We start from the raw sequence: 25,231 nt of genomic DNA, 5'->3' as shown, positions 1-25,231 counted from the left end.
ACCTCACGCCTCCCCAGCCTCGTCGGTCGTCCTCCGCGTTGCTCCGGACGACCGACTCCCTCGCGCGTGCTCCTCGCGCCCGCTGGGCGCTCGGAGGCACGCGCCGCCGTAATCGGTGTCCGGTAGCGTCCCGTATCGACAGCTTCAGCCGCGTTGCCGTCAGTTCGGACACACGCCTCAGTCGCTCGCGGCCCGTCCGCCGGCGACCTCGTCGAACGGCGACACCGAGATGACGAGCCGGCCGTCGCCCGCCGCGCTCACCAGCTTCGACTCGGTGAACGTCGTCCCGTCGGCGCGAAGCCCCTCGCTCGTCCCGGTCCACCGCTCGCCCTCCATCACCGCGGGGATGACGTGCGTCCGGATGTGCTCGACCTCCTCGTCCGGGTGGAGGCGCTGCCAGCGCTCGCCGACGAGCTCGTCCGGCTCGTAGCCGTACAGCCGCCCGTACTCCTCGCCGACGAACTCGAAGGTCCCGTCGGGCGCGACCGTGCAGACCCCGTCGAGCGCGACGTCGGCGGCGGGGCCGACGGCCGCGGCCGACTCGCCCTCGTCGCCCGCCCCGAAGCTCCCGCCGTCGCCGTCGATCGCGTGTCCGACGCGGCGCAGGAGCGCGGTGTACCCGTCGACGCCGCCGCGCTTGGCGACGTAGTCGCTGACGCCGGCGCGGACCATCTCGGCCGCGATGGCGTCCGGTTCGGTCGCGGAGAAGAGGAGGAAGGGGAGGTCGGGCTCGGTCTCTCTCGCCGCCGAGAGGAGTTCGACCCCGGTGCGACCGGGCATGTCGTAGTCGCTCACGACGCAGTCGAACGCCTCGCGCTCGATGCGGTCCAGCGCCGCTTCCGGGTCCGTCTCGGCGACGGCCTCGCAGTCGATCCCGTCGTCGCGTTCGAGGTACGCGGCGACGAGGGCCGCCAGCCCCGGCTCGTCGTCGACGCAGAGCACTCGGAGCGGTGAGTCGGTCATGTCCCGACATCGCCGGTTCCGGAATAAACCGGTTACCCCCCGATGTTCAGCGCTGATACTCTCGCGCTGGAAGCCGGACCCTACGGAATACCCGCCTCAGGCGGTCGCACCCGCGACGAGGCTCTCCCGGACGGTCTCGACGAACCGGTCCGGGTGTTCGACGTGCGGGAGGAGCCGCGCGCGGTCGAAGACGACGAGGCGCGCGTCGGACTCGTCGGCCAGCTCGCGGCCCTCGGAGAGGGGGCTCACCTCGGCCTCGCGCCCCCAGACGACCGTCGGCGGCACGTCGAGGTCGGCGAGCGCCGCCGCGAGGTCCAGGTCGCTGTTGAGGTAGCCGGAGACGAAGGAGGCCGGCGCGAACCGGGCGTTCTCGACGTGCGTCGTCCGCCACTCGTAGTCGGTCCACTCCTCGCCCGGATTCGTCGGGTCGTCGTAGCCGTGGTCGGCGTTGAAGTAGCGGATCGACGGCTTCGACGCGACGACGTTGAACAGCGCGTCGCCGACCAGCGGCGACCGGATCAGCTCGCGGAGCCACGACTTCGGCGGGCTCGGTCCCGCGGTGCTCGTCGGACAGACGCCGACGAAGCCGCGCACGTCGACCGCGTCGCTCCCCGAGTCGTCCCCGGTCGCCGCGCCGGCGGCGTACGCGGCCGACAGCGACGAGGCGACGACGGCCGGCTCGTGGAGGTCCGCGAGGAAGTCGCGGACGAAGTCCTCGTACAGCGCCGCGGAGTACCGGAGCGGGGGCCGGTCGGAGCGGCCGTACCCCGGGAAGTCGGGCGCGATCACGTGGTAGTCGGCCGCCAGGTCGTCGAACACCGCGCGCCACTCGCCCGAGGAGCCGGCGGCGTTGATCCCGTGAAGCAGCGCGAGGTCCGGGTCGTCCGGGTCGCCCGCCTCGGTGAACGCCACGTCCATCCCGCGCCAGCGGAAGACGCCGTCGTCGCCGTCGAGCGGGGCCTCCAGTTCCCCCTCGTAGCGGAGTCCGGTGTTGACCGCGGCGAGCGCACCGACGCCGAGGAGGGCGGTCCCGGCGAGGTTCCTGAGCTTCATGGAAACCTGTTGGACCGCTGGCGACTTATACCTCGTGGCCGGCGGGGCGCTCACCCCGCCCGAGGCGGTCACTCCCGGTCCGTCTCGACGCAGTCGACGATGGGGGCGACGACCTCGGCGGCGACGCTGTACGGGTCGGTCTCGCGCCGCCGGACCGCCTCGGCGAGCCGGTCGATCCCGCCGCGGCGCTCGATCTCGCCGGCCGCGAGCGCGCCCACGTCCGAGCGCACGAGCGTCCGGATCTCCTCGGCGTAGCGCCGGCGCTTCGTCGCCTCGATCTCGCCCGACTCCCGGAGGTGCGCCGCGTGGGCGTCGAACGCCGCGATCAGCTCGTCGACGCCCTCGCCCGTGTTCGCGACGGTCCGGAGCACCTCGGGGGTCCACTCCGGGTCGTCCGACGCGCTCTCGTCCCCCGCGTCGCTCGCGTCCGAGTGCTCGGGGTCGTCCGGGTGCTCCGGCGCGTCGAACCCGTGATGACCCGTCTCCAGCCCCTTCGTCGGTCCCTCGCGCCGGTGGACCATCTCCTCCAACTCGGCGAGGGTGCGCTCCGCGCCGTCCATGTCGGCCTTGTTGACGACGAACACGTCGCCGATCTCCAGGATGCCGGCCTTCAGGGTCTGCACGTCGTCGCCGGAGCCGGGCTGGACGAGCACCGCGACGGTGTCGGCGGTACGCACCACGTCGACCTCGTTCTGCCCCGCGCCGACCGTCTCGATGATCACGGCGTCCTTCCCGAAGGCGTCGAGCGCCTTCACGGCGTCCGCGGTCGCCATCGAGAGCCCGCCGAGCTGCCCGCGCGCGCTCATCGACCGGAAGAACACGTCCATGTCGCCGACGTTCGACCCCATCCGGATCCGGTCGCCGAGCACGGCGCCGCCGGTGTACGGCGAGGAGGGGTCGACCGCGACGACGCCGACCGTGTCCCCGCGCTCGCGGTAGGCGGCCGCCAGCTTGTCGACGAGCGTCGACTTCCCGGCGCCGGGCGAGCCCGTGATCCCGATCACGTCGGCGCCGCCGGTGTGCCCGTGGAGCGCGGAGACGATCGCCCGGTGGCCCGCCGCGCGGTCCTCGATCCGCGTGATGACGCGAGCGAGCGCCCGGTGGCTCCCGGCGAGCAGCTCCTCGACGAGCTCGGCGTCGCGGTCGCTCAGTTCCGGGGCCCGCGGCGTCGCCTCCTCGTCGGGGTTCGGCCCGCCCATCTACGCCCGCTCCGGCACGTTGTCCCGGATGAACTCGATCGTCTCCTCCATCGGCGTGCCGGGGCCGAACACCTCGGCGACGCCGAGCCTCTTGAGCTCGTCCTCGTCGTCGTCGGGGATGATCCCGCCCACCAGGATGAGGGTGTCCTCGAACGCGTCGTACTCCTTGAGCCCCTCGATCACCTTCGGCACGAGGGTGTTGTGGGCGCCCGAGAGGATCGAGATGCCGAGCACGTCGACGTCCTCCTGGACCGCCGCCTGCACGATGTCATCGGGCGCGCGGTGGAGCCCGGAGTAGACGACCTCGAAGCCGGCGTCGCGGAACGCCCGCGCGATCACGTGTGCGCCCCGGTCGTGGCCGTCGAGGCCGACCTTCGCCACCAGACACCGGATGGCCCGCTCCTCCTGTTCGACGCTCATGCCGGGTACTGCGTCGCCCCGCCGTTTGACTCTAACGGACATTCGGGTGAGATCGACGCGTTGAACGCGCGGGCGTCCCTCGACGAGGGTATGCCCGACGACTCTCGCGCCGACCGCCTCTCCCCCGACGCGCGGATCGGCCGCGTCGCGCTCCGCGTCGCTGACCTCGACGAGACGACCGCCTTCTACCGCGACGTCGTCGGCCTCGCGGTCCTCGACCGCGACGGCGACGCGGCCGTCCTCGGCGTCGGCGGTGCGGAGGCCGCAGACCGCGATCCCGTCCCCCTCCTCGTCCTGCGCCGCGACCCGGACCGCCCCGAGCGCGGCACAACCGACGCCGGGCTCTTCCACGCCGCGTTCCGGGTCCCATCCCGCGCCGCGCTCGGCGCGGCGCTGGGGCGGGTGCGCGAGCGCTGGCGGCTCGACGGCGCGTCCGACCACCTCGTCAGCGAGGCGCTGTACCTCGACGACCCCGAGGGGAACGGGGTGGAGATATACCGCGACCGCCCCCGCGGGGAGTGGCCGGCCGACGACGACGGAACGCCCCGGATGGCGACCGAGCCGCTCGATATCGAGGGCGTCGCGGCGGCCGCGGAGGCGGCCGACGCGGGCGACGCCCCCGCCGACTCCTCGCCCGCCGACCGCGTCCCGTTCGTCACCGACGTCGGCCACGTCCACCTCGAAACCGCGTCGCTGTCGGCGTTCGAGGCCGTCTACGTCGACGGGATCGGCTTCGAGGTCGGCGAAGCCGGCCCGGACGTCCGGTTCGTTGCGGCCGGCGGCTACCACCACCACCTCGCCGCGAACACGTGGCGGGGGCGGACGACGCCCGCGACGGGGCGCGGGCTCGCGTGGTTCGAGGTCGTCGTTCCCGACGCCGCCGCGCTCGACGCGGTCCGGACTCGGCTGGAGGCGGTCGCGGCCGACGACGATGTCGACGTCGCGGTCGCCGAGCGAGCGAACGGGCTCGCCGTCACCGACGCCGACGGGATCGAGGTCCGGATCCGGGCGGAGTAGCCGACCCCGATCGGTTCGGTCGCGGATCGCCCCGCCGACGGGGACCGGTCACCCGACGATCGTCCGGAGCGTCGACTCGGTCAGGAAGGTGGTGATCCCGAGCGCCTCGGTCGTCATCCAGCCGAGGAAGGCGAGGTACATCGCGAGGAAGACGTACCCCTCCTCGGTGGTGATCTCGAAGTCGGTCGCGGCCATCACCACGACGACGAGGGTGGTGTAAAACAGGAACAGCATGAGGGGGACCGAGGTGAGGAAGCCGATCGAGACGCCGCCGGCGAGGATGACGCCGATCGGCAGCGCCGCGACGAGGTTGAACGTGTTCGTCCCGAAGACGTTGGCGACCGCGGCCCGCTTGTCCCCGGCCTTCCCCATCTTCACGCCGACGAGGAGGTCGGGGAACGAACTCATCACCGACAGCACGGTGACGGACATCAGGAACGGGGGCGCGCCGAGCGCGTCGGAGACTTCGAGCGTCATGCCGATCATCGACTCGACGCCGACGAGCACGACGGCCAGCCCGGCCGCGAACAGCCCGAGCTGCTTCGGGACGTTCGTCGACTCCGCACGCTTCCGGTCCATCGCGCCGCTCTTGCCGCCGACGAGCAGGATGACGTACACGCCGTACAACACCAGCAGGCCGACCCCCATCTGGGGGGTGATCCGCGCGAGCTCCCGCCCGTCGGTACCGAGGACGCCCAAGGCGATCACGCCGAAGAGCGCGAGCACCGCGACCATGTAGAAGATGGCGTCGCGGTAGACGATCCCCTGCGTCGTCGTCGTGTCGCCGCTCGTGATCGCGACGGCCGCCGGGATGACTAAGATGTTGAACACCGCCGTCCCGATGAGCGCGCCGGCGCCGACGCCGAACTCGCCGAGGATCAGCACGGAGATCACGATGATCGCGAGCTCGGGGAACGACGTCGCGGCCGCGACGATGAGGCCGCCCTGGATCGCCTGCGAGACGCCGTAGTGGTCGCTGATCTTCGAGGTCGTCGACTCGACGACGTTCGCGCCCTTCCAAGTCAGGAGGAACCCGACGATCCCGATCGGGATCCAGACGAACAGCGACTGATCGCCGATGAGCTCCCCGAGTAACGTCACGTCGGAGGATGCGCGCGGAACCGATTAGTGGTTCCGGAAGCGGGCGCTCCGGTTCGGCCCCTCGCGCGTCGAACCGCTCCCGGCCGGGGTCGCGGGGCGCTACCCGAACTTCCCCGTGATGTAGTCCTCGACGCGCTGCTCCTCGGGGTCCTCGAAGATCTTGGTGGTGTCGTCGTACTCGACCAGCTCGCCGCCGGTGAGGAACACCGCGGTCCGGTCGGAGATCCGCGCCGCCTGCTGCATGTTGTGCGTGACGATGATCACGGTGTACTCCTCCGCGAGGTCGTCGATGAGGTCCTCGATCTTCGAGGCCGCGACCGGGTCGAGCGCCGAGGTCGGCTCGTCCATCAGGATGACCTCCGGGTCGGGCGCGATGGCGCGGGCGATACAGAGCCGCTGCTGTTGCCCGCCCGACAGCTCCAGCCCCGAGGAGTCGAGCTGGTCTTTCACCTCGTCCCACAGCGCGGCGCCCTTCAGAGACTGCTCGACGCGCTCGTCGACGTCGCCGTCGAACCCCTGGATCTTCAGGCCGTACGCGACGTTGTCGCGGATCGACTTCGGGAAGGGGTTCGGCTTCTGGAACACCATCCCGATCTTCCGGCGCAGGGCGACGGGGTCGACGTCGTCGTCGTACACGTTCTTGCCGGCGAACTCGATGTCGCCCTCGACGCGGCAGATCTCGATCATGTCGTTCATCCGGTTGATACACCGGAGGAACGTCGACTTGCCGCAACCTGAGGGGCCGATGAGCGCGGTGACGCGCTTCTCGGGGATCTCCATCGTCACGTCGTCGATCGCCTGTTCGTCCCCGTAGTAGACGTCGAGGTTCCGGGCCGCCACCGCGGTGCCGGCGTCGGCGAGCGGCGCCCGGTCGTCGTTCGAGTCCGCCTGTACCTCCGTCGTGATGAGCGAATCGTCTGATGTCGTGTTACTCATGTTAGCTCCCCCGTTCCGCGCGGTTCCGCAGCAGTATCGCCGTCCCGTTCATGCCGACGAGGATGATCAGCAGCGTGATAACGCCCGCGGCGACGACGCCGTACCGGAAGTCGGCCTGCGGGAAGCCGGCCCACGTGTAGATCTGCATCGGCATGGCGCTGAACCGGCTGAACAGGCTGTCCGGCGCCCTGAACACCGTCGTCGCCGCGCCGATCATGATGAGCGGCGCGGTCTCGCCGATGGCCCGACCGAGCGCGAGGATCGTCCCGGTAAGGATCCCCGGCATCGCCTCGGGCAGGACGACGTTCTTCGTCGTCTGCCAGCGCGTCGCGCCCATGGCGTCCGAGCCCCGCCGGAGGTCGTCCGGCACCGACCGGATCGCCTCCTGCGCCGAGATGATCGTGATCGGCAGGATGAGCAGCGACAGCGTCAGCGCCGCGGTCACCGCCGTCCCGATTCCGAGCCCGAGGAGGTTCGCGAACAGCCCCAGCCCGAGGAGGCCGTAGACGACCGACGGCACCGCCGCGAGGTTCGCGACGTTGACCTGGAGGATCCGCGTCAGCGTCCCGAGCGGCCCGCTCTCCGGCGTGTACTCCTCCAAGAAGACGGAGGTGCCGACGCCGAGCGCGAACGACAGCACCGCGACCATCGCGATGATGATGACGGAGCCGACGATGGCAGGGTAGAGCCCCGCCTCCGTCGGCGTTCGAGAGGGCGCCTCCGTGAGGTACGACGGGTCGAGCCACGGGTCGGGCGCCGGGACGCCCCACGCCTCGACGATCAGCGCTCCGGCGACCACGCCCGCGGCGAGGAGCAGCGGGAGCCCGAGCCCGACGAGGCCCTCGCCGACGTCGACCACGCGGGAGACGTAGACCCCGGTCGGCACCCCGGTCAGGACGAGCACGAGGAGGACGGTGGGGGCCGGCAGCCCGGCGCCCGCGGCCAGGAACCCCCCGGCGGTCGCGACGGCGAGCGGGACGCCGCCGACGACCGCCGCGGCGGTCCGCCCGCTCCGGCCGGCGACGAGGACGGCTCCGGCGGCCGCGACCGGGACCGCGATCGTCCAGAGGTAGATGATGAGGTCCGACGGGAACACCGGGACCACGTCGCGGAGGAACACCGCGGCGACCAGCCCGAGGAGGCCGATCGGCGCCGCGGCGGTCTGCGCGCGCGACGACGACCGACCCCGTCCGAGCGCGTACAGCCCGACGGCCGGCAGGATCCCGAGCGTGTACGCGAGGAACCACACCAGCGGGTCGAGCACCAGGAACAGCGTGCCGACCGCGAGCCCGATCGCGACGCCCCCGATCAGCCGTCCGAGGAGCCCGAAGCCGACCCCGCCGACGCGACCGCGGCTCCCGACGTAGGCGAGGTACGCCGTGACGGGGGCGGCGACGACGAAGAGGTACGCGAGCTGCCAGTTGAGCCGCGGGATCGGCGCGACGAGCGCCTCGACCGCGGTGAACAGCGCGGCGACGGCGACGAGGCCCCCGCCGAGCGCGACGACCGCGCGTCGGGTCACGTCGGGGTCGTCCGCGCTGTACAGACAGAAGCCGAGGAAGGGGACGACGAGCGTGAGGAAGTACGTCAACAGCCACTCGGGGCTGGCGTTCGCCAGGTCGAAGGCGTCGACGGCGACGTACACTAGGAGGACGCCGAGCGCGACGAGGCCGAAGACGCTCGCACCGAACGAGAGGTACTCGAAGACGATCCCCCTGACTCGGCTGACTTCGCCGAAGCCGTCCGCGGCCGCGTTGTCCGTCGCCATCAGTACTCCTCCCGGTAGCGTTGCGCGATGATGTCGCTTATGACGTTCATGACGAGCGTTACCGCGAACAGCGCGAGGCCGAGCGCGAACATGGAATTGTACGGGAGCGTGCCGCCGGTGAGGTCGCCGCCGGTGATCTGCACCATCGCGACGGTGATGGTCATCCCCGACTCGAAGAGCACGTCGGCGGGGTTGACGAACGGGATCCCGAAGAGGGCCTGTCGGACCTCGGGCATCCGGGCCTGCGCGCCCATCGCCACGACGACGATCATCGTCTCGCCGATGGCGCGCGAGACGGCGAGGATGTACGAGGAGGCGATCCCGGAGATCGACGCCGGGACGACGATGCCCGTCGACACCTCGAACTTGGTCGCGCCGAGCCCGTAGCCGGCCTGTCGGAGCTGGTCCGGCACCGCGCTCATGGCGTCCTCGGAGATCGACGACACCATCGGGATCGTCATGATCCCGACCATGATCGACGCGGCGAGCGCGTTGAACGTGCTCATCTCGGGGAACAGCGTCGCCTTCAGCGCCGGGGTGACGTACACCAGCGCGAAGTAGCCGTAGACGACGGTCGGGATGCCGGCCAGGATCTCCAGTAGGGGTTTCAGGATCGACCGGGCGTTCGGGGTCGCGTACTCGCTGAGGTAGATCGCGGTGAGCGTCCCAACCGGGATCGAGATGAACGCCGCGGTGATCGTCACGGTGATCGTCCCGATCAACAGCGGAATGATGCCGAACGCCTGCCCGCCGCCGGCCGGGTTCGGGCTCCAGTTGGTGCCGGCGAGGAACTCGACGATCGAGATCGACCGGAAGAACACCACCGCGTCCGACAGGAGCGTGACGAAGATCGCGGCCGTCGTGAGCAGGGTGATCGCCGCGCACGCCGCGAACAGCCCCCCGTAGGTTCCCTCCTTCAGTCGTGTGAGCCCGCCCCGCCGGGTCAGGTCGGGACTCTCTGTGCTGTCAGTCACGAACGGTGGGGTATCGAACGCTGTCGTAAATCAATACACCGGTTCATCGCGGGGGAGCTACCCCTGCGCCTGCTCGATCGCGTCTTCGAGGGTCGCCATCTGCTCCTCCTGCGTCTCCTCGGTGGCGGGCACGTAGCCGACGTCGCCGGCGACGAGGTCCTCGTTGGTCGTCTGCTCGACGAAGTACCGGGCGAACTCCGCGACGTGCTCCTCGGCGAGCGAGGAGATCGACGGGTAGGTGAACAGCGGCCGGGAGAGCGGCGTGTACTCACCCGAGGAGGCCGTTTCGAGGCTCGGCTCGACCGGACCGTCGCCGGAGTCGATCCCGAGCGCCTTCAGCTGGTCGGGGTTCTGGAAGTAGTACGCGAAGCCGAAGTAGCCGATCGCGTACTCGCTGCCGGCGACGCCCTGCGCGATCGTGTTGTCCTGCTCGGTCGCCTGGTAGTCGCTGGTGTGGCCCTCCTCGCCGAGGATCGCCTCGATGAAGTAGTCGTACGTGCCGGAGGTGTCGGCGGCGCCGAACCGCTCGATCTCCTCGTTCGGGAACTCGTCGCGGACCTCGTCCCAGGTCTGGGCGGGGTCGGACCGCCAGATCTGCGCGAGCTCCTCGGTCGTGAGCGAGTCGACGAAGTCGGCCTCGGGGTTGACGACGACGGTGACCGCGTCCGTCGCCGCGATCAGCTCCACGTACTCGACCCCGTTCTCCGCGCACAGCTCCTCCTCCTCCGGCTGGATCGGGCGGCTCGCGTTGTTGAAGTCGGTGTCGCCCGTACAGAAGAAGTTCGAGAAGCCGCCGCCTGACCCCGTCGAGCTGATGTCGGGGTCGACGCCCGGGTGCATCTCGGCGAAGTCCTCCATGACCGCGCTCATCAGCGGGAACACCGTGCTCGACCCCGCGATGTTGATCGGGCCGGAGAGCTCGCCGTCGGAGCCGTCTCCGGAGCCCCCGTCGGAGCCGTCTCCGGAGCCCCCGTCGCCGCCGCTCTGCGTACACCCGGCGAGCGCCAGCGCGCCCGCCCCGCCGAGCGCCGCGAGCGATTGCCGCCGCGTGATCCCCGTCGCGTCCGTGTCGTGGCTGGATGCCATTACCAGTCGATCGGCGAGTTCCCGTTAAGTAGTATGCTATGATGGGTACAGTCCGAGGGGTACCGTTCGGGTGCACTATATACGCTATATAGATCGCTCGGCGAACTCCCCGTGAGTGCCCGTCGGGAGCCGAGCGCGGACCGAGACGCTTGACGCGCCTCAGGTCACTCGCCTCCGGCCTCCACCGCCTCGATCAGGAGCTCCGCGACGTCGACGATCTCCACGTCGTCCTCGAAGTCGCCCGTCTTCCGGCCGTCCTCGAACATCGTCGTGCACATCGGGCAGGCGACGACGAACTTCTCGATCGCGCCGCCAGCGTCGGTGTCCTCCACCGCCTCGCGGAGGCGCTCCTCGCTCGGCTTGACGTCCTCGTCGTGCTCGGTCCAGAGCCCGCCGCCGCCGCCGCCGCAGCAGAAGGAGTCGTCCCGCGAGCGCGGCATCTCGTGGAGATCGGCGCCGGTCGCGCGGATAAGCTCGCGGGGCGCCTCGTACTCGTCGTTGTACCGCCCGAGGTGACACGGGTCGTGGTAGGTGACGGTGTAGTCGAGCTCGTCGCCCGACAGGTCGAGTCGGCCGTCGGCCACTAGCTCCTCGATCACCTGCGTCCAGTGGAACACGTCGACCGCTCCGTCCGGGTTCCACGGCTCGCCGCGGTCGAACGGCATCATCGGGTCGTCGGCGAACTCCGCGAAGCCGACCTCGGGGTACTCGTTCTCGATGGTGTTGTAGGAGTGCGGGTCGGTACAGACGATGTTCTCGAACTCGCAGTCGGCGAACGTCTCGACGTGGTGGCCGGCGAGTTCGAGGTAGAGGAACTCCTCGCCGATCCGGCGAATGTCGTTCCCGTCCGTCTTCTCGTCGTCGAAGAGGATGCCGAACGACACGTCGGCCTCGTCGAACAGGCGGGCGAGCGCCCGCGCGACCTTCTTGTTTCGGTCGTCGAAGCTCGGGTAGTCGCCGACGTACCAGAGGTACTCCACCTCCCGCTCGCGGGCGTCCGGGACCTCGACCTCGTCCAGCTCGTCGGTCCAGTCGCCGCGGTTCGCTTGCGACTCGCCGAAGGTGTTCCCCTTCTGCATCACGTCTTGGAACACGCCTTGGAGGTTCGAGTCCACGGCGCCCTCGTCGACGAGCTGGCGGTTCATCTTGGTGAAGGAGGTGAGGTGTTCGATGTCGACCGGACAGGCGTCCATACACGCCATACAGGACATACACGATTCCATGGACTCGGCGTCGATCACGCCGCCCTCGTCGGCGACGATGGGGACGGTTCCTCCGTCGTTGACGGCGGCGGAGCCGGCCACGCCGCCGTCGGTGGCGACCGCGCCGCCGCCCGCCCCCGCCACCGGATCGTCGGTCACGGACTCGCGGTACGCCTTCAGGTCGAGGATCACGTTCCGCGGGTCGAGGTTCCGGCCGACCGCGTCGGCCGGGCAGGCGTCGGTGCACCGCCCGCACTTCGTGCAGGCGTCGCCGTCCATCAGCTCCTTCCACGTGAAGTCCTCGATCGACTCGGCGTTGGTGTGGTCGAGGTCGGCGGGAACGTTCGGGAGCCGCGCGCCGGCCTTCTCGTCGCGGGCGACGACGTTCGCGAACGAGGAGATCATGTGGAACGGCTTCGCGTATGGGATCCACGCGATGAACGCGAACGCCAGCAGCGAGTGGCTCCACCAGACGACGCCGTAGATCGCCTCGGCGCCCGCGGGGGTCAGGCCCGCGGCCTCGAACCCCGCGGCCATCGCCATCCCGACGAAGCTCACCGTCTCGTCGGCGCGCGCGGGCTGGCCGACGATGCCGAGCGCCTGCACGACGAAGCCGCCGACGCCGAGCAGGAAGAGGGTCCAGACGAACGCGTCGTCCTCGAACGAGGTGTGTTTCCCCCACAGCCGCCCGTCGCGCTCGCGGTAGCGGCGGGCCATGGCCATCCCGACGCCGACGACGAACAGCAGGCCGAACGCGTCGACCGTGAACTGGTAGGCCAGGTAGAAGTCGCCCACCCAGAACGACTCGCCCGCGATCGGGCGGTAGACGTCGATGTCGAAGCCGAGGATCGTCGTCGCGACGAGTAGCGTGAGGAACCCCCAGAGGACGAACGCGTGCATTACGCCCGTGTAGGCGTCGCCGTCGAACTGGTTCTCGTTCGAGAGCACCGTCTTCGTCGCCGCGACCGTTCGGGCGGGGAGGTCCGACAGCCGGTCGCGGGGGTCCGCGCTCCCGCGGGCGTACGCCGCGAACCGGGCGTACACGCCGTACAGGAACACGAGGATCGCGACCGCGGCGAGCCAGTAGAACGCGGCCTTCCCGACCGGACCGATCGTCCAGAACGTCTCCCGGGTGGCCGCCTGCAGGGGAGTCATGGTAGATCCGCCGGATACGGTCCGGTTAAAACTTGCCACGACGCGGGGCCGGTCCGGTCTCGGGGTCCGGTCTCTCGGGCCGGTCTCGGGGTCCGGTCTCTCGGGCCGGTCCGCCCTCAGAGCGCGCCGGCGACCGCGGCCGCGAGCAGGCCGACCCCGACCGCCAGCGCGACGGCGTCCGCCCGGCCGAACGCCAGCCGCGGGAGCGTCGGGTTCCACGCGAAACACCGGGCCGAGAGGGCGGTCCCGAGCCGGTCGGCGCGGCCGAACGCGCGGTCGATCCCCGCGACGGCGACGATCCGCATCCGGTCCCGCACCGGTAGCTCGTCGCCCAGGCGCGCCCGCATGGCGTCGCGCGCGGTCAGCAGGTCGCGCTTCAGCAGCGGGAGGAAGCGGAACACGAGCGCGACGCCGGCCGCGAGCAGCTGCCCGGGCCTGCCGGGCACCGCGTGCTGGATCGCCGCCCGGGAATCGCGGACCGGCGTCGACCGCACGTAGGCGGCGGCGACGACGAGCACCAGGAGGACCCGGTAGCTCGCCAGCGCCGTGTCGGCCGCGCGGTCGACGCGGAACCAGGGGTCGCCGAGCGTCGCGCCCGCCACGACCGGGGCGACGAGGAGGAACGGGAGCGCGACCCGGTACGCCCACAGGTCGCGGGGGCCGCCGCCCGACAGCCGCAGGCAGCCCGCGGCGAGGACCGTCAGCGCCGCGAGCCCGCGGGGCGTCGTGTGCGCGAAGGCCGCGGCCGCGAACCCCACCTGCACGAGGAGCTTCGACCGCGGGTCGAGGCGGTGGGCGAGCGAGTCGCCGGGGGCGTACGAGAGCGTCACGGGTCGGAGGACGAGGCGCGGTCGCCGCGGCGGTCGACGAGCGCGCCCTCGGGGACCCGCACGTCGAGTCCCGGGAGGTCGGCGACCGCCGCCTCCGGAGCGGCGTCGACCGCGATTCGACCGTCGGACAGCCCCAGGACCCGGTCGGCGAGCCCGAGCACGTCGCGGAGGTCGTGGGTGACGACGACGACGCTCGTCCCCGCGCGGTGGCGCTCTCGCAGGCTGTCCACGACCGAGCGGCGGGCGGGCTCGTCGAGCCCGGTGAACGGCTCGTCGAGGACGAGGTGGTCCGGCTCCATCGCCAGCGCGCCGGCGATCGCGACGCGCTCGCGCTCGCCGCCCGACAGCGACGCGATCCGCTCCTCCTCGCGCCCGGTCATGTTCACGGCGTCGAGCGCGGCCGCGACCCGACGGTCGATCTCGGCGTGCGAGAGCCCGAGGTTCTCCGGGCCGAACGCGACGTCGGCGCCGACGGTTGCCGCGACGATCTGGTCGCGGGGGTCCTGGAACACCATGCCGACGGCGGTCCGGGCGGCGACGAGGTCGTCCTCGACGGGCGTCCCGTTGACCGCGACGGTTCCCGAGTCCGGCGTCACGAGCCCGTTGAACGTCCGGACCAGCGTCGTCTTCCCGGAGCCGTTCGCACCCGCGACGACCAGGGACTCGCCGTCGGGGATCGAGAGGGAGACGTCGTCGACGGCGACCACCCCGTCGCCGTCGCGTTCGCCGGCTCGCGTCCCGCCGTACCGACAGGTGACGCCGTCGACGTCGATCACGGCGTCGCCTCCGGGTCGGTCACGGCGTCACCTCGGGAAGGCTCACGCTGTCACCTCGGGAAGGCTCACGCTGTCACCTCGGGAAGGCTCACGCTGTCACCTCGGGAAGGCTCACGCGGTCACCTCACGCAGGCTCACGCTGTCACCTCGGGAAGGCTCACGCTGTCACCTCGGGAAGGCTCACGGCGTCGCCTCCGGGTCGGTCACGGCGTCACCTCGGGAAGGCTCACGCTGTCACCTCGGGAAGGCTCACGCTGTCACCTCGGGAAGGCTCACGCTGTCACCTCGGGAAGGCTCACGCGGTCACCTCACGCGGCCGCGATCGCATCCGAGCGCACGATCCCGACCGCGGCGGCGATCTTCGCGGCCTCCGCGGGGAGGAACACGGCCGCGCCTTGGACGAACGCCTCGGCGGGAGTGAGCTCCAACACCAGGTAGAGGCCGGCGACGCCCATCGCGTAGACGACGACCGTACCGACGGCCATCGCGCCCACGAGGACCGGGACGGAGACGGCGTCGAGGCCGCGGAGGTCGCCGCCGCGGTGAACGATCGCACCGACGAGCGCGGCCGCGATCGGGTACGACCAGAGGTAGCCGGCGGTCCCGCCCACGAGCTCTCCGAAGCCCGCGGTGCCGCCCGCGAACACCGGCGCGCCGAGCGCGCCGGCCGTCAGGTACAGGACGAGCGCCGCGCCGCCCCAGACGGGACCGAGGAAGATCCCGGCGAGGAAGACGCCGAGGACCTGTAGCGTGACCGGCGCGGGCGACACCGGGAACGGGAAGGAAACGTACGCGAACGCGCCGACGAGCGCGGCGAACAGCGCCGCGCGGGCGAGGTTCGTCGCGGCCTCGTCGCCGACGAGATCCACCGACTCCGTGTTGGTTGCCATGTCCACGACAGGCTCGTAAACCAACTTGAAGATACTGGTTGACGACGATGCCACGGTCCGACGGCGTCGCTCGGCCGCCGCGCTTCTTGCCGGCGATCCGGAGCGATCGCCTCCGAGCCGGCCGAAATCGGACGCGAGGCTTTTGAATCGGGAGCGCGTAGGCACGATCCCATGGACGAGAAGACCGCCGAGCTCCGCGACATCTTCGTCGAGACCACCGGGTCCGACACGGTCACCGAGCGGCAGGCGGAGTCCCCCGGCACCCTCACCGACCGGGACGAGGCCGCCGTCGCCGAGCGCGTCCGCGAGCTGGTCGCCGCGATGCGCGAGCGCTACGACTTCTCGACCGACCTCGACGACGCGACCTACGCCCGGATCGCCCGCGGGCGCTTCGAGCTGGACGACGACGCGTCCCTCGCCGCCGTGCTCGCCGCGGGCGACGACGCGGTCCGCGCGCCCGACGAGGGCGACGGCCCCGAATCGGTCGATATTGACCCCGAAACCGTCCGAGACGCCCGCTTCGACCTCCATCTCGTGCGCGACGCCGACCGCGAGGTCGACGACGCCGAGTTCGACTACGCCGACCTGAAGTCGCTCACCGCCGAGGGGCGCTCCATCGTCGACTGCGCCGAGGCGCTCGGCGCGGAGCCCGACGCCGTCGCGAAGTACGCCCGCGTCGCTCGCGTCGACCTGACCTCCACGCGGGCGAACGACCGGTTCCGCGACGAGTTCCGCGACCTCCTCACCGACGCCGATATCGAGGGCAACCACGCCGAGACCGCCCGCGACGACGGGCTGAAAGAGGCGACCGAGGACATCGAGACGGACGTCTCCTTGTAGATCGCCCCCCGATCGGGGCGGTATCGCGGCCCGCCGCCTCCCCGCTCTCGTCCGACTACCACTGCACGCTCACGAGCCCCGACAACGAAGCGGCGCGCCGGGTCGCGCCCGCCGGGCGCGACCCGCCCGCGAGGGAGGCGGCGGTCCGGCGCGGTCCTGCCCGCGCCGGGCCGTCCGCCGAGGCTGTGGAGGGGTGAGGCCGCAGTTCCGGTGCCGGGTGGGGCTCAAAGGGGCAGTCGCGATTTCCGCGAGCGAAGCGAGCGGAAAGACGGGAGACGAAGTCTTCCCGAAGGGCGAAGCACGGCGCAGCAAGGACCACAGGGAGCGAGCGCAGTGAGCGACCGAGGACCGCAGCAAGCCGCGCGAGCCGTCGCGGCTGGGGCTTTGGAGGTGGTTATTTTCGATCCGTTAGCAATCGTTCATATACGAAACCGCGCCCAACCGATCCGTGACTCCCTTCAGCGACGTGGCCCGCGCGGCGTACTGCCCCCGACAGCTCTACTACGCCCGCCGCGAGGACGACCGGGCGGTTCCGGCGGACGCCCGCGCCCGGATCGACCTCGCCTATCGCTACCCCGCGCTCGCCGACGCGCCGGACGCGACGCTCCGGCGGCTTCCGATCCGCCGTTCCCCCGCGGCCTACCGCCGGAACCTCGACCGCCTCCGCGAGCGCGACGACTACGACCGGCTCGCCGACCCCACTCGCAAGCGCGCGTTCGTCTCCGGAAAGGACTGTCACGGAACGGTTCACAAGGTGCTCTCCCCGACCGCACCCACCGACGACGGCCCCCCTGTCCCCACGATCGTCTCGCCGGGCGAACCGCCCGAAAACGGCGTCTGGGAGCCGCAGTCGGTCAGGGCCGTCGCCGCCGCGAAGGCGGTCGCGTGGGAGCGCGAGCGCGAGGTGCCGCGCGCGCTGGTCGAGTACCCGAGCGTCGGCGCCGTGCGCGATGTCCGACTCACGACCCGCCGGAAGGCCGCCTACCGCCGGGCGCTGCGGGCCGCCCGCGCGATCGACGGTCCGCCGTCCCGGGTCGACGACGACCGGTGTACCGCCTGCGACTACCGCGAGGAGTGCGGCGTCGGGCGCCGGTCGTTCCGGTCGCTCCTCGGCTAGCGGCCTGGCGGGGGAGCGCGACGCGCCGTCCTCCACGCTACCGAGCCTTTGTTGACGAATCCTCGCCAAACCCACGCGATCGCCGACGATCCGTCGGCCATACCTGTCCCGACCCGTCCGTTTATATACGTGTGACGCGTCGGCACGGATACGAATGACACGCGATAATCGCGGTCGTTCGGAGGATAGAGGAAGTCGCCTCGCGGCGGCTGGCCGCGAAATTCTCCGACGATAACGACCCCGGGGCACGACCGCCCCGCGGCGGCACCGACCCCGAACCCACCGCAGAGCCGACGGACCACCTTTTGACCCGAACACCACTCACCGACCTCGACGAGGTACAGCTGTTAGACACCACCCTGCGCGACGGCGAGCAGATGCCCGGCGTCTCGCTGGCGCCGGCCGAGAAGGTCGACGTCGCCCGCGAGCTCGACGCGGCGGGGATGCACCTGGTCGAGGCCGGCTCGGCGTGCACCTCGGCGGGCGAGCGCGAGGCCATCCGTCGGGTCGCCGGCGAGGGACTGGACGCGACCGTGACGAGCTTCGCCCGCGGCGTGAAGAGCGACGTCGACCACGCGCTCGACTGCGGCGTCGACGGGATCAACCTCGTCGTCCCCGCCTCGGACAAACACGTCGAGACGAAGGTCGGATCGACCCGCGACGAGGTGGTCGAGACGACGGTCGAGCTCGTCGAGTACGCGAAAGACCACGGCCTCTGGGTCGAGGTGCTCGGCGAGGACGGCTCGCGGGCCGACCTCGACTACCTCGAACGCCTGCTCGGCGCGGGCCTCGACGCGGGCGCCGACCGGATCTGCTACTGCGACACCGTCGGCGCGGCCGACCCGGAGCGCACCGCGGCGGTCGTCTCCCGGCTCGCCGAGCTCGGTCCGACGAGCCTGCACACCCACGACGACCTCGGGTTCGGCGTGGCGAACGTCCACGCCGGGCTGAAGGCGGGCGCCGACACCGTCCACGGCACCGTGATGGGCGTCGGCGAGCGCGCGGGCAACGTCGCCCTCGAAGAGGTCGCGGTCGCGCTCGATCGGTCGTACGACGTCGACACGGTCGAGCTGGAGCGGCTCTACCGGCTCTGCCGGACCGTCTCGGAGGCGACCGGCGTCGCGCTCCCGCCGAACAAGGCGGTCTGCGGCGCCAACGCCTTCGCCCACGAGTCCGGGATCCACACCGACGGGACGCTCAAGGACGGGACGATGTACGAGCCGTACCCGCCGGAGACGGTGGGCCGAGAGCGCCGGCTCGTCCTCGGCAAACACGCCGGCCGCGCGGGCGTCAAGGCGGCGCTCGCCGAGCACGACGTCGCGGTCGACGCCGACGAGCTGAGCGCGGTCGTGAGCCGCGTGAAGGAGCTCGGCGACCGCGGGAAACGCGTCACGGACGCCGACCTGCTCGCGATCACCGAGGACGTGCAGGGCCGCGAGCGCGACCGCCGCGTCGAGCTCGTCGACCTGTCGGCCACCTCCGGCGGCAACCTCCCGACGGCCTCGGTCCGGCTCCGCGTCGGCGACGAGGAGCGCGTCGCCTCCGGCACGGGCGCCGGCCCCGTCGACGCGGGCCTCGAAGCCGTGCGGGCCGCGCTGGCGGACGACGGCGCCGCCGACGCCGACGAGACCGACGGTCCCGGCGGGGTCTCCTTCGACCTCGACTCCTACCACGTCGACGCGATCACTGGCGGCACCGACGCGGTGGTCACCGTCGAGGTCGACCTCTCGCGCGGCGACCGCTCCGTCTCGGTCTCCTCGACGGACGCCGACATCACCCGCGCCAGCGTCGTCGCGATGGTCGACGGGCTCGACCGCCTGCTCTCGGCCGCCGCCGAGGACGGGTCGGTCTCGGGGGCCGCCTCGCTCGCCGACGACTGAACGACCGCCCCCGTCGGGGGCGACCGCGTCTGACGAGGTTTTTAAGCGAGCCCGCCCGAACTAAGCCCGTGAGCGTCGTCGTCGCGGTGAAGCCCTCGGCGCGCAAGCGCAACGCGAAGGTGGGGCGGCTCGTCTTCGAGGACGGCCCCCGCCACGCGTTCGAGAGCCGCGCGGCCGCCGAGCGGTGGGCGGCCGACCTCTCGACGGGCGACGGCCACGTCTGGGTCGCGAGCGCGCATCCCCGCGACGGCGACGACGTCGACTGCTACCTCGTCTCGCGGGCCACGAACGCGAAGCTGGAGGCGGCGTACGACAAGCGCCGGCGCCGGCTGCGGGGCGACGCCGGACCCGAACAGGAGTCACTGGGCGGGGAGCCGTAGGGATCGCTCTCGCTCCCGGTCGCTCTCACGCGATCTCGCGCCTCCCGGTCACGCCTCGACGATGTCGTCGCGGTACCCCTCCACCGTCTCCATCACCGCCTCCCGGTCCGCGTCGTCGACGTCGAACTCGCGGAGCGCCGCGTCGAGGTGCGCCGCGATCGCGTCGAACTCGTCGTCGGTGACCCCCAGGCCCTCGTGGGCCGTCTCCATGTCGTCGCCCTCGTACGTCATCGGCCCGCCGGTGACCGCGCTCAGGAACTTCGTCTGGTGGGACCGCTGGTCGGCCATGTCGACGTCGTCGAAGTGGTGTGCCACCCGCTCGTCGGCCAGCACCCGGTCGTAGAACTCGTTGACGACCGCGCCGACGGCCGGCTCGCCGCCGAGGCGGTCGTACAGCGTCGCGTCGGACATACGATTCGGTCACGGGCGCGACGTATGTCTCTTTCCCCGGCGCGTCGCCGGCCGATCGCGCGTGGAGTCGTTTATAAAACGCCGGCGCTGCGGCTTGACGCGCGGAACTCCGGAGAAGCGCCGAGGCGGAGATTTGAACTCCGGTGTCCGAATGGACAGTAGATTTCGAATCTACCGCCTTGGCCAGGCTAGGCTACCTCGGCTCACTTCGGGGTTGGCCGGTTCCGCTGTTATGCGTTTCGATCGCCGGCGGCGCCCGCTTGTCGGCGCCCCCTCGTCGCCGCGGCGCGACCGCCCTGGGACCCCCGCCGACAACGCTTTTCGGGGCGGCTCCCGTGCAACGGGTATGGACGTCCCCGAAGCCGCGGCGGCCTGCTCGCGCGTCGTCGACGAGGTCGGCGGCGCGGTCGTCGCCGACCGCGAGTTCCTCGACCGCGTCACCCTCGGCGTCCTCGCCCGCGGCCACGTCCTCTTGGAGGACGTGCCCGGCACCGGCAAGACCCTCTCGGCGCGCTCGTTCGCGACCGCGCTCGGCTTGGAATTCTCTCGGATACAGTTCACGCCCGACCTCCTCCCGAGCGACGTCACCGGCACGAACGTCTTCGACGAGCGCGACGGCTCTTTCGCGTTCTCGCCGGGCCCGGTCTTCGCGAACGTCGTGCTCGCCGACGAGATCAACCGCGCGCCGCCGAAGACGCAGGCGGCGCTGCTGGAGGCGATGGAGGAGGGGCAGGTGACCGTCGACGGCGAGACCCACGAGCTCCCGGACCCCTTCTACGTCATCGCGACCCAGAACCCGGTCGAGAGCGAGGGCGCCTTCCCGCTGCCCGAGGCGCAGCTCGACCGGTTCGCGATTAAGACCTCGATCGGCTACCCCGACGGCGAGGGCGAGGTCGAGCTGCTCCGGCGGCGCGCCGGCCGGGCCGAACAGGCCCCGACGGTCGAGCGCGTGCTGGACCCCGACGCCGTCGCGGCGCTCCGCGAGGTGCCCGAGACGGTCCGCGTCGACGACGACCTCCTGGAGTACGTGGCCGCGCTCGCCCGCGAAACCCGCGAGGACCGCCGCGTCGACGCCGGCGTCTCGCCCCGCGGCACCCAGCGCCTCTTCGAGACGGCCCGCGCCGCCGCGGTCCTCGCCGGCCGCGAGTTCGTCACCCCGGACGACGTGAAGCGCGTCGCGGAGCCGACGCTCGCCCACCGGCTCGTCTTGACTCCTGACGCCGCCGTCAACGACGCCGACGAGCGCGACGTGACCGCCGACGTCCTCGACCGCGTCGCGGTGCCGACGGTCGGGGCGCCAGAGCCGTAAGTCCGGTCGGCGGCCTCGCTACCCCTCGTCCCGCTCCGCCAACAGCTCCGTCGCCGTCAGCAGCGACTCCAGCTCGACGCCGTGCTCGGCGAGCAGCTCCGCGGCCCCCTCCTCGCGGTCGACGACGACGAGCACGCGGTCCACCGTCGCGCCGGCCTCCCGCAGCGCCTCGACGGCGTCGACGGCCGACTGCCCGGTCGTGGCGATGTCCTCCAAGACGACGACCGCTTCGCCCTCGTCGAGCCGCCCCTCGATGCGGTTGCCGGTGCCGTACTCCTTCGCCTGCTTGCGCGCGATGACGTACGGGCGACCCGTCTCGGCGGCCGTCACGGCCACGAGCGGGACGGCGCCGAGCGCGACGCCCGCGAGCTTCGCGTCGGTGTCGGCGAGCCGGGCCGCGAACGCCTCGCTCACGAGCCGCAGCGCCTCCGGGTCGGTCTCGAACAGGTACTTGTCGACGTAGTAGTCGCTGGTGCCGCCGTGCGAGAGCTCGAACTCGCCGAATTTGACGGCGTCGGCCGCGCGGAGCGCGGCGATCAGCTCGCGTCGTCGCTCGTCGTCGGTCATACCCTCACGGGGCGGGGCGGCGATAATAAACGGGTCGGAACGCGGGCGGGGCCCTCCCTCTCGATCAGCCCCCTCGTCGCGCTCACTCCGGCGCCGGGAGCCGCAGCGTGACGGTCGTCCCCTCGCCGTCGATCCCCGGCCCGAAGGCGACCTCGCCGCCGTACGCCTCGACGATCCAGGCGACGATCCACAGCCCGATGCCGGTGTTGTGGTTGAGCTGGGTCACCTCCGTCTCCCCCGTGACGACCCCCCGGACCCCCTCGGGGACTCCCGGCCCGTCGTCGGCGACGCGCACGCTGACGGTCCCGGTCTCCGGGTGGCGCTCGGCGCCGATCTCGACCCTGGGCGCGTCGCTCCGCGAGTGGACCACGGCGTTCTCGACGAGGTGGCCGATCGCCTCCGCCAGCCGCTCGTCGCCGCGGACGGCGGCGTCTTCCGGTACTGCGACGTCGATCCGGGCGTCGGGGTACCGCTCCGCGTACTCCTCGCGGACCGCTTCGGCGACCCGTCCCACCGACACGGGATCGGGGTCGCTCACGATCCCCTCCTCGACGACGCGCCTCATCTCGGCCGCCCCCTCCGCGAGGTCGGCGAGGCGCTTCCCCGTCGTCTCGATCCGGCGGGCGTAGTCGGCGGTCTGCTCGTCCGCGGCGTCGTTCGCGATCTCGCTCGCGAAGCCGAACACGACGTTCAGCTCGTTCCGGAGGTTGTGCCGGAGGATGCGGTTGACGACCCGGAAGTACCGCTCGCGGCGCCGGCGGTCGGTGATGTCGGTGTAGATGCCGAACGCGCGGCGCCCGTCCGTGGTCTCGTAGGCGAACCCCCGGAAGAGGAACTCGCGCGGGCCGTCGACGGTCCGCCGGCGGACCTCCGTCGTGACGAACCCCTCGTCGCGGACCCGCTCGTCGATGGAGCGGTCGCCCGCCCCGTCGCTCCCGTCCGCCGGGTCGGTACCGTCGCCCTCGGATCCCGCCTCGTTGCCCAGGCCCGCGAGCCGGTCGTCGCGGATGTCGAGCGCGTCGATGGGCCGCCCGCGGAGCGCGGCCGCGTCGTAGCCGAACTGCGACTCGAACGCCGGGTTGACCCCGACGATGACCGTCTCGTCCGGTTCGAGCGCGACCTCCATCACGGGGTCCGGGAGGCGCTCGAACAGCCGGTCGAAGCGGTCCCGCTCGTGCGAGAGCTCCGTCCGCGTCCGCCGGAGGTCGGTGGTGTCCGTCAGCGACGCGACGGCCCCGCTCGACCCCGCGGACAGCGGCGAGAGGCGGAGCTCGCCGTGTCGCCGCCCCCCGTCGCCCTCGACGGTGATCTCCGCGCGACGCACCCGCTCTCTCCCCCCGCCGCTCCCGTCCGGTCCCGTGTCGGCCCCGCCGACCGCGTTCACCGCGTCGGCGACACGGTCGCCGTCCGCCTCCGGAAGCGCGTCGCGGAGCCGCCGCCCGACGAGCGCCGCCGGCGACGAGCCCAGCCACTCGGCGAACGGCTCGGTGGCGTAGGTCACGTCGCCGTCGGCGTCGAGCACGCAGACCATGTCGTCGACGTTCTTGAGCGCGTCCTCGTAGGTGCGGAGCCGGCGGCGGCGGTCGTGGGCGTCCATCGCGGCGACGGCGTTCGTCGCCAGCAGCTCCAGCACCGACACGTCGTCGTCGTCGAACGAGCTCGTCTCGGCGGCGCCGACCACGAACACGCCGTGCTCGCCGAGGGGGACGGCCGCGAACGAGCGCATCCCGTGGTACTCCCGATCGTCGCCAAGCGCGGCGACGTCGTCGCACACCCACGGCTCGCCGCTCGCGTACACCTCGCCGGTGACCCCCTCGCCGGGCGGCCGCGGCCCGCGGTCGGCGAACGCCTCGCCGAGCCCGTCGCTCGTGGCGACCAGTCGGAGCCGGTCGACGTCGGGGTCGTACAGCCGCACGCCGCTGATCTCGTGTCCGAGGATCTCGTCGGCGGCCTCGACTAACCGGTGAGCGACCGCCTCCCTGTCGTCGGCCCGCTGGATCCCCTCGACGGTGCCGAGGAGGCGTTCGAGGATCCGCTCTCGGCGCTTCCGGTCGGTGACGTCGGAGAAGAACACCGACAGCCCGTCCGACGAGGGGTACGCCGTCACCTCGGTCCACAGGTCGAGGGGCTCGTAGCGCTCCACGAACGACATCGACTCCTGGGTCTCCATCGCCCGCCGGTAGCTCGTCTCGTACGTCTCGCCGATCGCGTCCGGGAACTCCTCCCAGACGTTCGCGCCGACGAGTTCCTCGGCCGGCCTGTCGAGCAGCGCCGCCGCCTTCCCGTTGACGTAGGTGAACCGCCACTCGTCGTCCAGCGCGAAGAACGCGTCGTCGATCCGTTCGAGGGTGTCCTCCAACCGGTCGACGGCCGCCTCGCGCTCCTCGCGGGCCGCGCGCCGCTCGAACGCGCGGCCGAGCCAGTCGGCGAGCAGCTCGACGAACAGCCGCTCTCGGGGGGAGAACGGGCGGCTCCGGCTCGACTCGTCGATGAAACAGAGGGTGCCGACGACCTCCCCGTCGGCGACGATCCGCCCGCCGATGTAGCTCCCGAGCCCGAACAGCTCGTGGGCCGGGTCGCCCTCCCACCCCGCCTCGGCGGGGTCGGTGAACGCCACGACGCCGCCGTCGCCGCCGGCCGCCTCGCTCTCGGGGGCCCCGTCGACCTCGCCTCTGCCGGTCCCCCCGCCGCCGACCGTCCGCCGGCAGTACGTGTTCTCTAGGGGCATGGAGCCGTCCTCGTCGATCACGCCGCGCTCGATCAGCGATTCGAGCAGCTCGTCCCCGCCCCGCTGCCGGCGGACGGTGAACCGGTCGTCGGTCGTGCGCGACGCGTAGCCGATCGACAGGCCGAGTCGCTCGCGGCCGAGGTCGAGCAGCGCGTCCAGCTTCTCCTCCAGCTCCGCGGTCCGGTCGGAGGCGATCCGGACGAAGCGTTCGAGGAACGGGTCCTCGCCGTCCCCGCTCGCCGCCTCCGTGACGTCGCCTCCGGTCGACCCCGCCAGATCGGCGACCCGCTCCGCGAGCGTCTCGCCGTCGGCCGCCAGCCGCCGGCCGGAGACGTACTCGACCCCGAGTCGGCTCGCGTCGATCGCGGCGTCGGCGTCGTCGTCCGCGGTGTACGCGAGAATCGGCGCGTCGGGGAACCGCTCTCGCACCCGGCGCAGCCGCTCGCCCGCGTCGCCGCCGCTCGCTCCGAGCCGGACGACCACGACCGGTCCGGTCGCGTCGGCGTCGCTCTCGGCGGCGCCGTCCGGGCCGGTCAGCGCGGTTCCGTCCGGGAGGCTCGTCCACGGCTCGTCCGGGAGGTCGCCGCGGGCGCCGACGTGGAGGGTCGGTCGGTCAGCGCTCATCTCCT

General features: G+C 71.9%; 22 protein-coding genes and 1 tRNA gene. 6 read left to right on the top strand and 17 right to left on the bottom strand.

The annotated features are described in order from the left end of the window. Positions 1–177 precede the first annotated feature (177 nt). The 4 genes from SD626R_RS15780 to SD626R_RS15765 all read right to left on the bottom strand — a co-directional run bounded on the left by SD626R_RS15780 (position 178) and on the right by SD626R_RS15765 (position 3,635). Positions 178–963, bottom strand: a complete 786-nt coding sequence (locus tag SD626R_RS15780; RefSeq protein ID WP_092567264.1) for a response regulator — start codon at positions 961–963, stop codon at positions 178–180. A gap of 96 nt (positions 964–1,059) precedes the next feature. Next, positions 1,060–2,016 carry an alpha/beta fold hydrolase gene (locus tag SD626R_RS15775; RefSeq protein ID WP_092567263.1) on the bottom strand — a complete coding sequence of 319 codons (957 nt, stop codon included), beginning with the start codon at positions 2,014–2,016 and terminating at the stop codon, positions 1,060–1,062. Between the two features lie 68 nt (positions 2,017–2,084). Beyond that, entirely contained in the window at positions 2,085–3,215 is a 1,131-nt protein-coding gene (meaB, locus tag SD626R_RS15770; protein WP_092567262.1) for a methylmalonyl Co-A mutase-associated GTPase MeaB, read from the bottom strand. Then, positions 3,216–3,635, bottom strand: coding sequence for a cobalamin B12-binding domain-containing protein (locus SD626R_RS15765; RefSeq protein WP_092567261.1), 420 nt, complete (start codon positions 3,633–3,635; stop codon positions 3,216–3,218). A gap of 90 nt (positions 3,636–3,725) precedes the next feature. Between SD626R_RS15765 and SD626R_RS15760 the strand changes: the two genes are divergently transcribed. Next, entirely contained in the window at positions 3,726–4,652 is a 927-nt protein-coding gene (locus SD626R_RS15760; RefSeq protein WP_092567260.1) for a VOC family protein, read from the top strand. A 48-nt stretch (positions 4,653–4,700) separates the two neighbouring features. On the opposite strand, the gene SD626R_RS15755 is transcribed toward SD626R_RS15760, so the two are convergent. The 9 genes from SD626R_RS15755 to SD626R_RS15715 form a co-directional block, all read right to left on the bottom strand. Further along, a complete protein-coding gene (locus SD626R_RS15755) occupies positions 4,701–5,753 on the bottom strand; it encodes a sodium:calcium antiporter (protein ID WP_092567259.1) in 1,053 nt (350 codons plus the stop codon). A 99-nt stretch (positions 5,754–5,852) separates the two neighbouring features. Continuing rightward, complete coding sequence (gene pstB, locus SD626R_RS15750) at positions 5,853–6,689, bottom strand: phosphate ABC transporter ATP-binding protein PstB (RefSeq protein ID WP_092567258.1); 837 nt, start codon at positions 6,687–6,689, stop codon at positions 5,853–5,855. Position 6,690: 1 nt separating this feature from the next. After that, complete coding sequence (gene pstA, locus SD626R_RS15745) at positions 6,691–8,457, bottom strand: phosphate ABC transporter permease PstA (protein ID WP_092567257.1); 1,767 nt, start codon at positions 8,455–8,457, stop codon at positions 6,691–6,693. Next, positions 8,457–9,431, bottom strand: coding sequence for a phosphate ABC transporter permease subunit PstC (gene pstC / locus SD626R_RS15740; RefSeq protein ID WP_092567256.1), 975 nt, complete (start codon positions 9,429–9,431; stop codon positions 8,457–8,459). Before pstC ends, pstA begins: the two co-directional genes overlap by 1 nt. 57 nt (positions 9,432–9,488) lie before the next feature. Then, on the bottom strand, positions 9,489–10,517 hold the full coding sequence (locus tag SD626R_RS15735) for a PstS family phosphate ABC transporter substrate-binding protein (protein WP_092567255.1): 1,029 nt from the start codon (positions 10,515–10,517) through the stop codon (positions 9,489–9,491). A gap of 164 nt (positions 10,518–10,681) precedes the next feature. After that, positions 10,682–12,874, bottom strand: a complete 2,193-nt coding sequence (locus tag SD626R_RS15730; RefSeq protein ID WP_092567254.1) for a heterodisulfide reductase-related iron-sulfur binding cluster — start codon at positions 12,872–12,874, stop codon at positions 10,682–10,684. 116 nt (positions 12,875–12,990) lie between these two features. Continuing rightward, on the bottom strand, positions 12,991–13,704 hold the full coding sequence (locus SD626R_RS15725) for an energy-coupling factor transporter transmembrane component T family protein (RefSeq protein ID WP_092567253.1): 714 nt from the start codon (positions 13,702–13,704) through the stop codon (positions 12,991–12,993). Beyond that, positions 13,701–14,480 (bottom strand): energy-coupling factor ABC transporter ATP-binding protein, encoded by a 780-nt coding sequence (locus SD626R_RS15720; protein WP_092567252.1) that lies wholly within the window; start codon positions 14,478–14,480, stop codon positions 13,701–13,703. The genes SD626R_RS15725 and SD626R_RS15720 overlap by 4 nt, the downstream gene beginning before the upstream one ends. Positions 14,481–14,788: 308 nt before the next feature. Then, positions 14,789–15,370 carry a biotin transporter BioY gene (locus SD626R_RS15715; protein WP_092567251.1) on the bottom strand — a complete coding sequence of 194 codons (582 nt, stop codon included), beginning with the start codon at positions 15,368–15,370 and terminating at the stop codon, positions 14,789–14,791. 171 nt (positions 15,371–15,541) lie between these two features. Here SD626R_RS15715 and SD626R_RS15710 point away from each other — a divergent pair, with 171 nt between their 5' ends. The 4 genes from SD626R_RS15710 (at position 15,542) to SD626R_RS15695 (ending at position 19,587) form a co-directional block, all read left to right on the top strand. Continuing rightward, positions 15,542–16,210, top strand: coding sequence for a hypothetical protein (locus SD626R_RS15710; protein WP_092567250.1), 669 nt, complete (start codon positions 15,542–15,544; stop codon positions 16,208–16,210). Between the two features lie 448 nt (positions 16,211–16,658). Further along, a complete protein-coding gene (locus tag SD626R_RS15705) occupies positions 16,659–17,327 on the top strand; it encodes a hypothetical protein (protein WP_092567249.1) in 669 nt (222 codons plus the stop codon). 305 nt (positions 17,328–17,632) lie between these two features. Further along, on the top strand, positions 17,633–19,207 hold the full coding sequence (locus tag SD626R_RS15700; RefSeq protein ID WP_092567248.1) for an alpha-isopropylmalate synthase regulatory domain-containing protein: 1,575 nt from the start codon (positions 17,633–17,635) through the stop codon (positions 19,205–19,207). Between the two features lie 68 nt (positions 19,208–19,275). Continuing rightward, positions 19,276–19,587, top strand: coding sequence for a DUF8081 domain-containing protein (locus SD626R_RS15695; protein ID WP_092567247.1), 312 nt, complete (start codon positions 19,276–19,278; stop codon positions 19,585–19,587). Positions 19,588–19,635: 48 nt separating this feature from the next. Here SD626R_RS15695 and SD626R_RS15690 read toward each other — a convergent pair whose 3' ends face one another. Together SD626R_RS15690 and SD626R_RS15685 are read right to left on the bottom strand one after the other, a co-directional pair. Next, positions 19,636–19,998, bottom strand: a complete 363-nt coding sequence (locus SD626R_RS15690) for a group I truncated hemoglobin (protein WP_092567246.1) — start codon at positions 19,996–19,998, stop codon at positions 19,636–19,638. Between the two features lie 118 nt (positions 19,999–20,116). Then, a tRNA-Ser gene (locus tag SD626R_RS15685) sits at positions 20,117–20,201 on the bottom strand. Between the two features lie 143 nt (positions 20,202–20,344). Between SD626R_RS15685 and SD626R_RS15680 the strand changes: the two genes are divergently transcribed. Further along, positions 20,345–21,307 carry an AAA family ATPase gene (locus SD626R_RS15680; protein WP_092567245.1) on the top strand — a complete coding sequence of 321 codons (963 nt, stop codon included), beginning with the start codon at positions 20,345–20,347 and terminating at the stop codon, positions 21,305–21,307. Positions 21,308–21,325: 18 nt separating this feature from the next. Here the strand turns inward: SD626R_RS15680 and pyrE are convergent, their stop codons facing one another. Beyond that, positions 21,326–21,874 carry an orotate phosphoribosyltransferase gene (gene pyrE / locus SD626R_RS15675; RefSeq protein ID WP_092567244.1) on the bottom strand — a complete coding sequence of 183 codons (549 nt, stop codon included), beginning with the start codon at positions 21,872–21,874 and terminating at the stop codon, positions 21,326–21,328. Between the two features lie 82 nt (positions 21,875–21,956). Next, entirely contained in the window at positions 21,957–25,226 is a 3,270-nt protein-coding gene (locus SD626R_RS15670) for a PAS domain-containing protein (RefSeq protein WP_092567267.1), read from the bottom strand. Between the last annotated feature and the right edge of the window lie 5 nt (positions 25,227–25,231).

Origin of the sequence: Halorubrum sp. SD626R (assembly GCF_001261915.1) — an archaeon.
Classification (GTDB): domain Archaea; phylum Halobacteriota; class Halobacteria; order Halobacteriales; family Haloferacaceae; genus Halorubrum.
Note: the sequence above shows the minus strand (reverse complement) of the source record. Positions and strands in the feature narration are given on the sequence as shown.

What these genes read in the sequence shown, in the direction of transcription:
- SD626R_RS15780 (WP_092567264.1), bottom strand. Translation starts at nt 963, where the DNA reads ATGACCGACTCACCGCTCCGAGTGCTCTGCGTCGACGACGAGCCGGGG.
- SD626R_RS15775 (WP_092567263.1), bottom strand. Translation starts at nt 2,016, where the DNA reads ATGAAGCTCAGGAACCTCGCCGGGACCGCCCTCCTCGGCGTCGGTGCG.
- meaB (WP_092567262.1), bottom strand. Translation starts at nt 3,215, where the DNA reads ATGGGCGGGCCGAACCCCGACGAGGAGGCGACGCCGCGGGCCCCGGAA.
- SD626R_RS15765 (WP_092567261.1), bottom strand. Translation starts at nt 3,635, where the DNA reads ATGAGCGTCGAACAGGAGGAGCGGGCCATCCGGTGTCTGGTGGCGAAG.
- SD626R_RS15760 (WP_092567260.1), top strand. Translation starts at nt 3,726, where the DNA reads ATGCCCGACGACTCTCGCGCCGACCGCCTCTCCCCCGACGCGCGGATC.
- pstB (WP_092567258.1), bottom strand. Translation starts at nt 6,689, where the DNA reads ATGAGTAACACGACATCAGACGATTCGCTCATCACGACGGAGGTACAG.
- pstA (WP_092567257.1), bottom strand. Translation starts at nt 8,457, where the DNA reads ATGGCGACGGACAACGCGGCCGCGGACGGCTTCGGCGAAGTCAGCCGA.
- SD626R_RS15735 (WP_092567255.1), bottom strand. Translation starts at nt 10,517, where the DNA reads ATGGCATCCAGCCACGACACGGACGCGACGGGGATCACGCGGCGGCAA.
- SD626R_RS15730 (WP_092567254.1), bottom strand. Translation starts at nt 12,874, where the DNA reads ATGACTCCCCTGCAGGCGGCCACCCGGGAGACGTTCTGGACGATCGGT.
- SD626R_RS15715 (WP_092567251.1), bottom strand. Translation starts at nt 15,370, where the DNA reads ATGGCAACCAACACGGAGTCGGTGGATCTCGTCGGCGACGAGGCCGCG.
- SD626R_RS15710 (WP_092567250.1), top strand. Translation starts at nt 15,542, where the DNA reads ATGGACGAGAAGACCGCCGAGCTCCGCGACATCTTCGTCGAGACCACC.
- SD626R_RS15690 (WP_092567246.1), bottom strand. Translation starts at nt 19,998, where the DNA reads ATGTCCGACGCGACGCTGTACGACCGCCTCGGCGGCGAGCCGGCCGTC.
- SD626R_RS15680 (WP_092567245.1), top strand. Translation starts at nt 20,345, where the DNA reads ATGGACGTCCCCGAAGCCGCGGCGGCCTGCTCGCGCGTCGTCGACGAG.
- pyrE (WP_092567244.1), bottom strand. Translation starts at nt 21,874, where the DNA reads ATGACCGACGACGAGCGACGACGCGAGCTGATCGCCGCGCTCCGCGCG.
- SD626R_RS15670 (WP_092567267.1), bottom strand. Translation starts at nt 25,226, where the DNA reads ATGAGCGCTGACCGACCGACCCTCCACGTCGGCGCCCGCGGCGACCTC.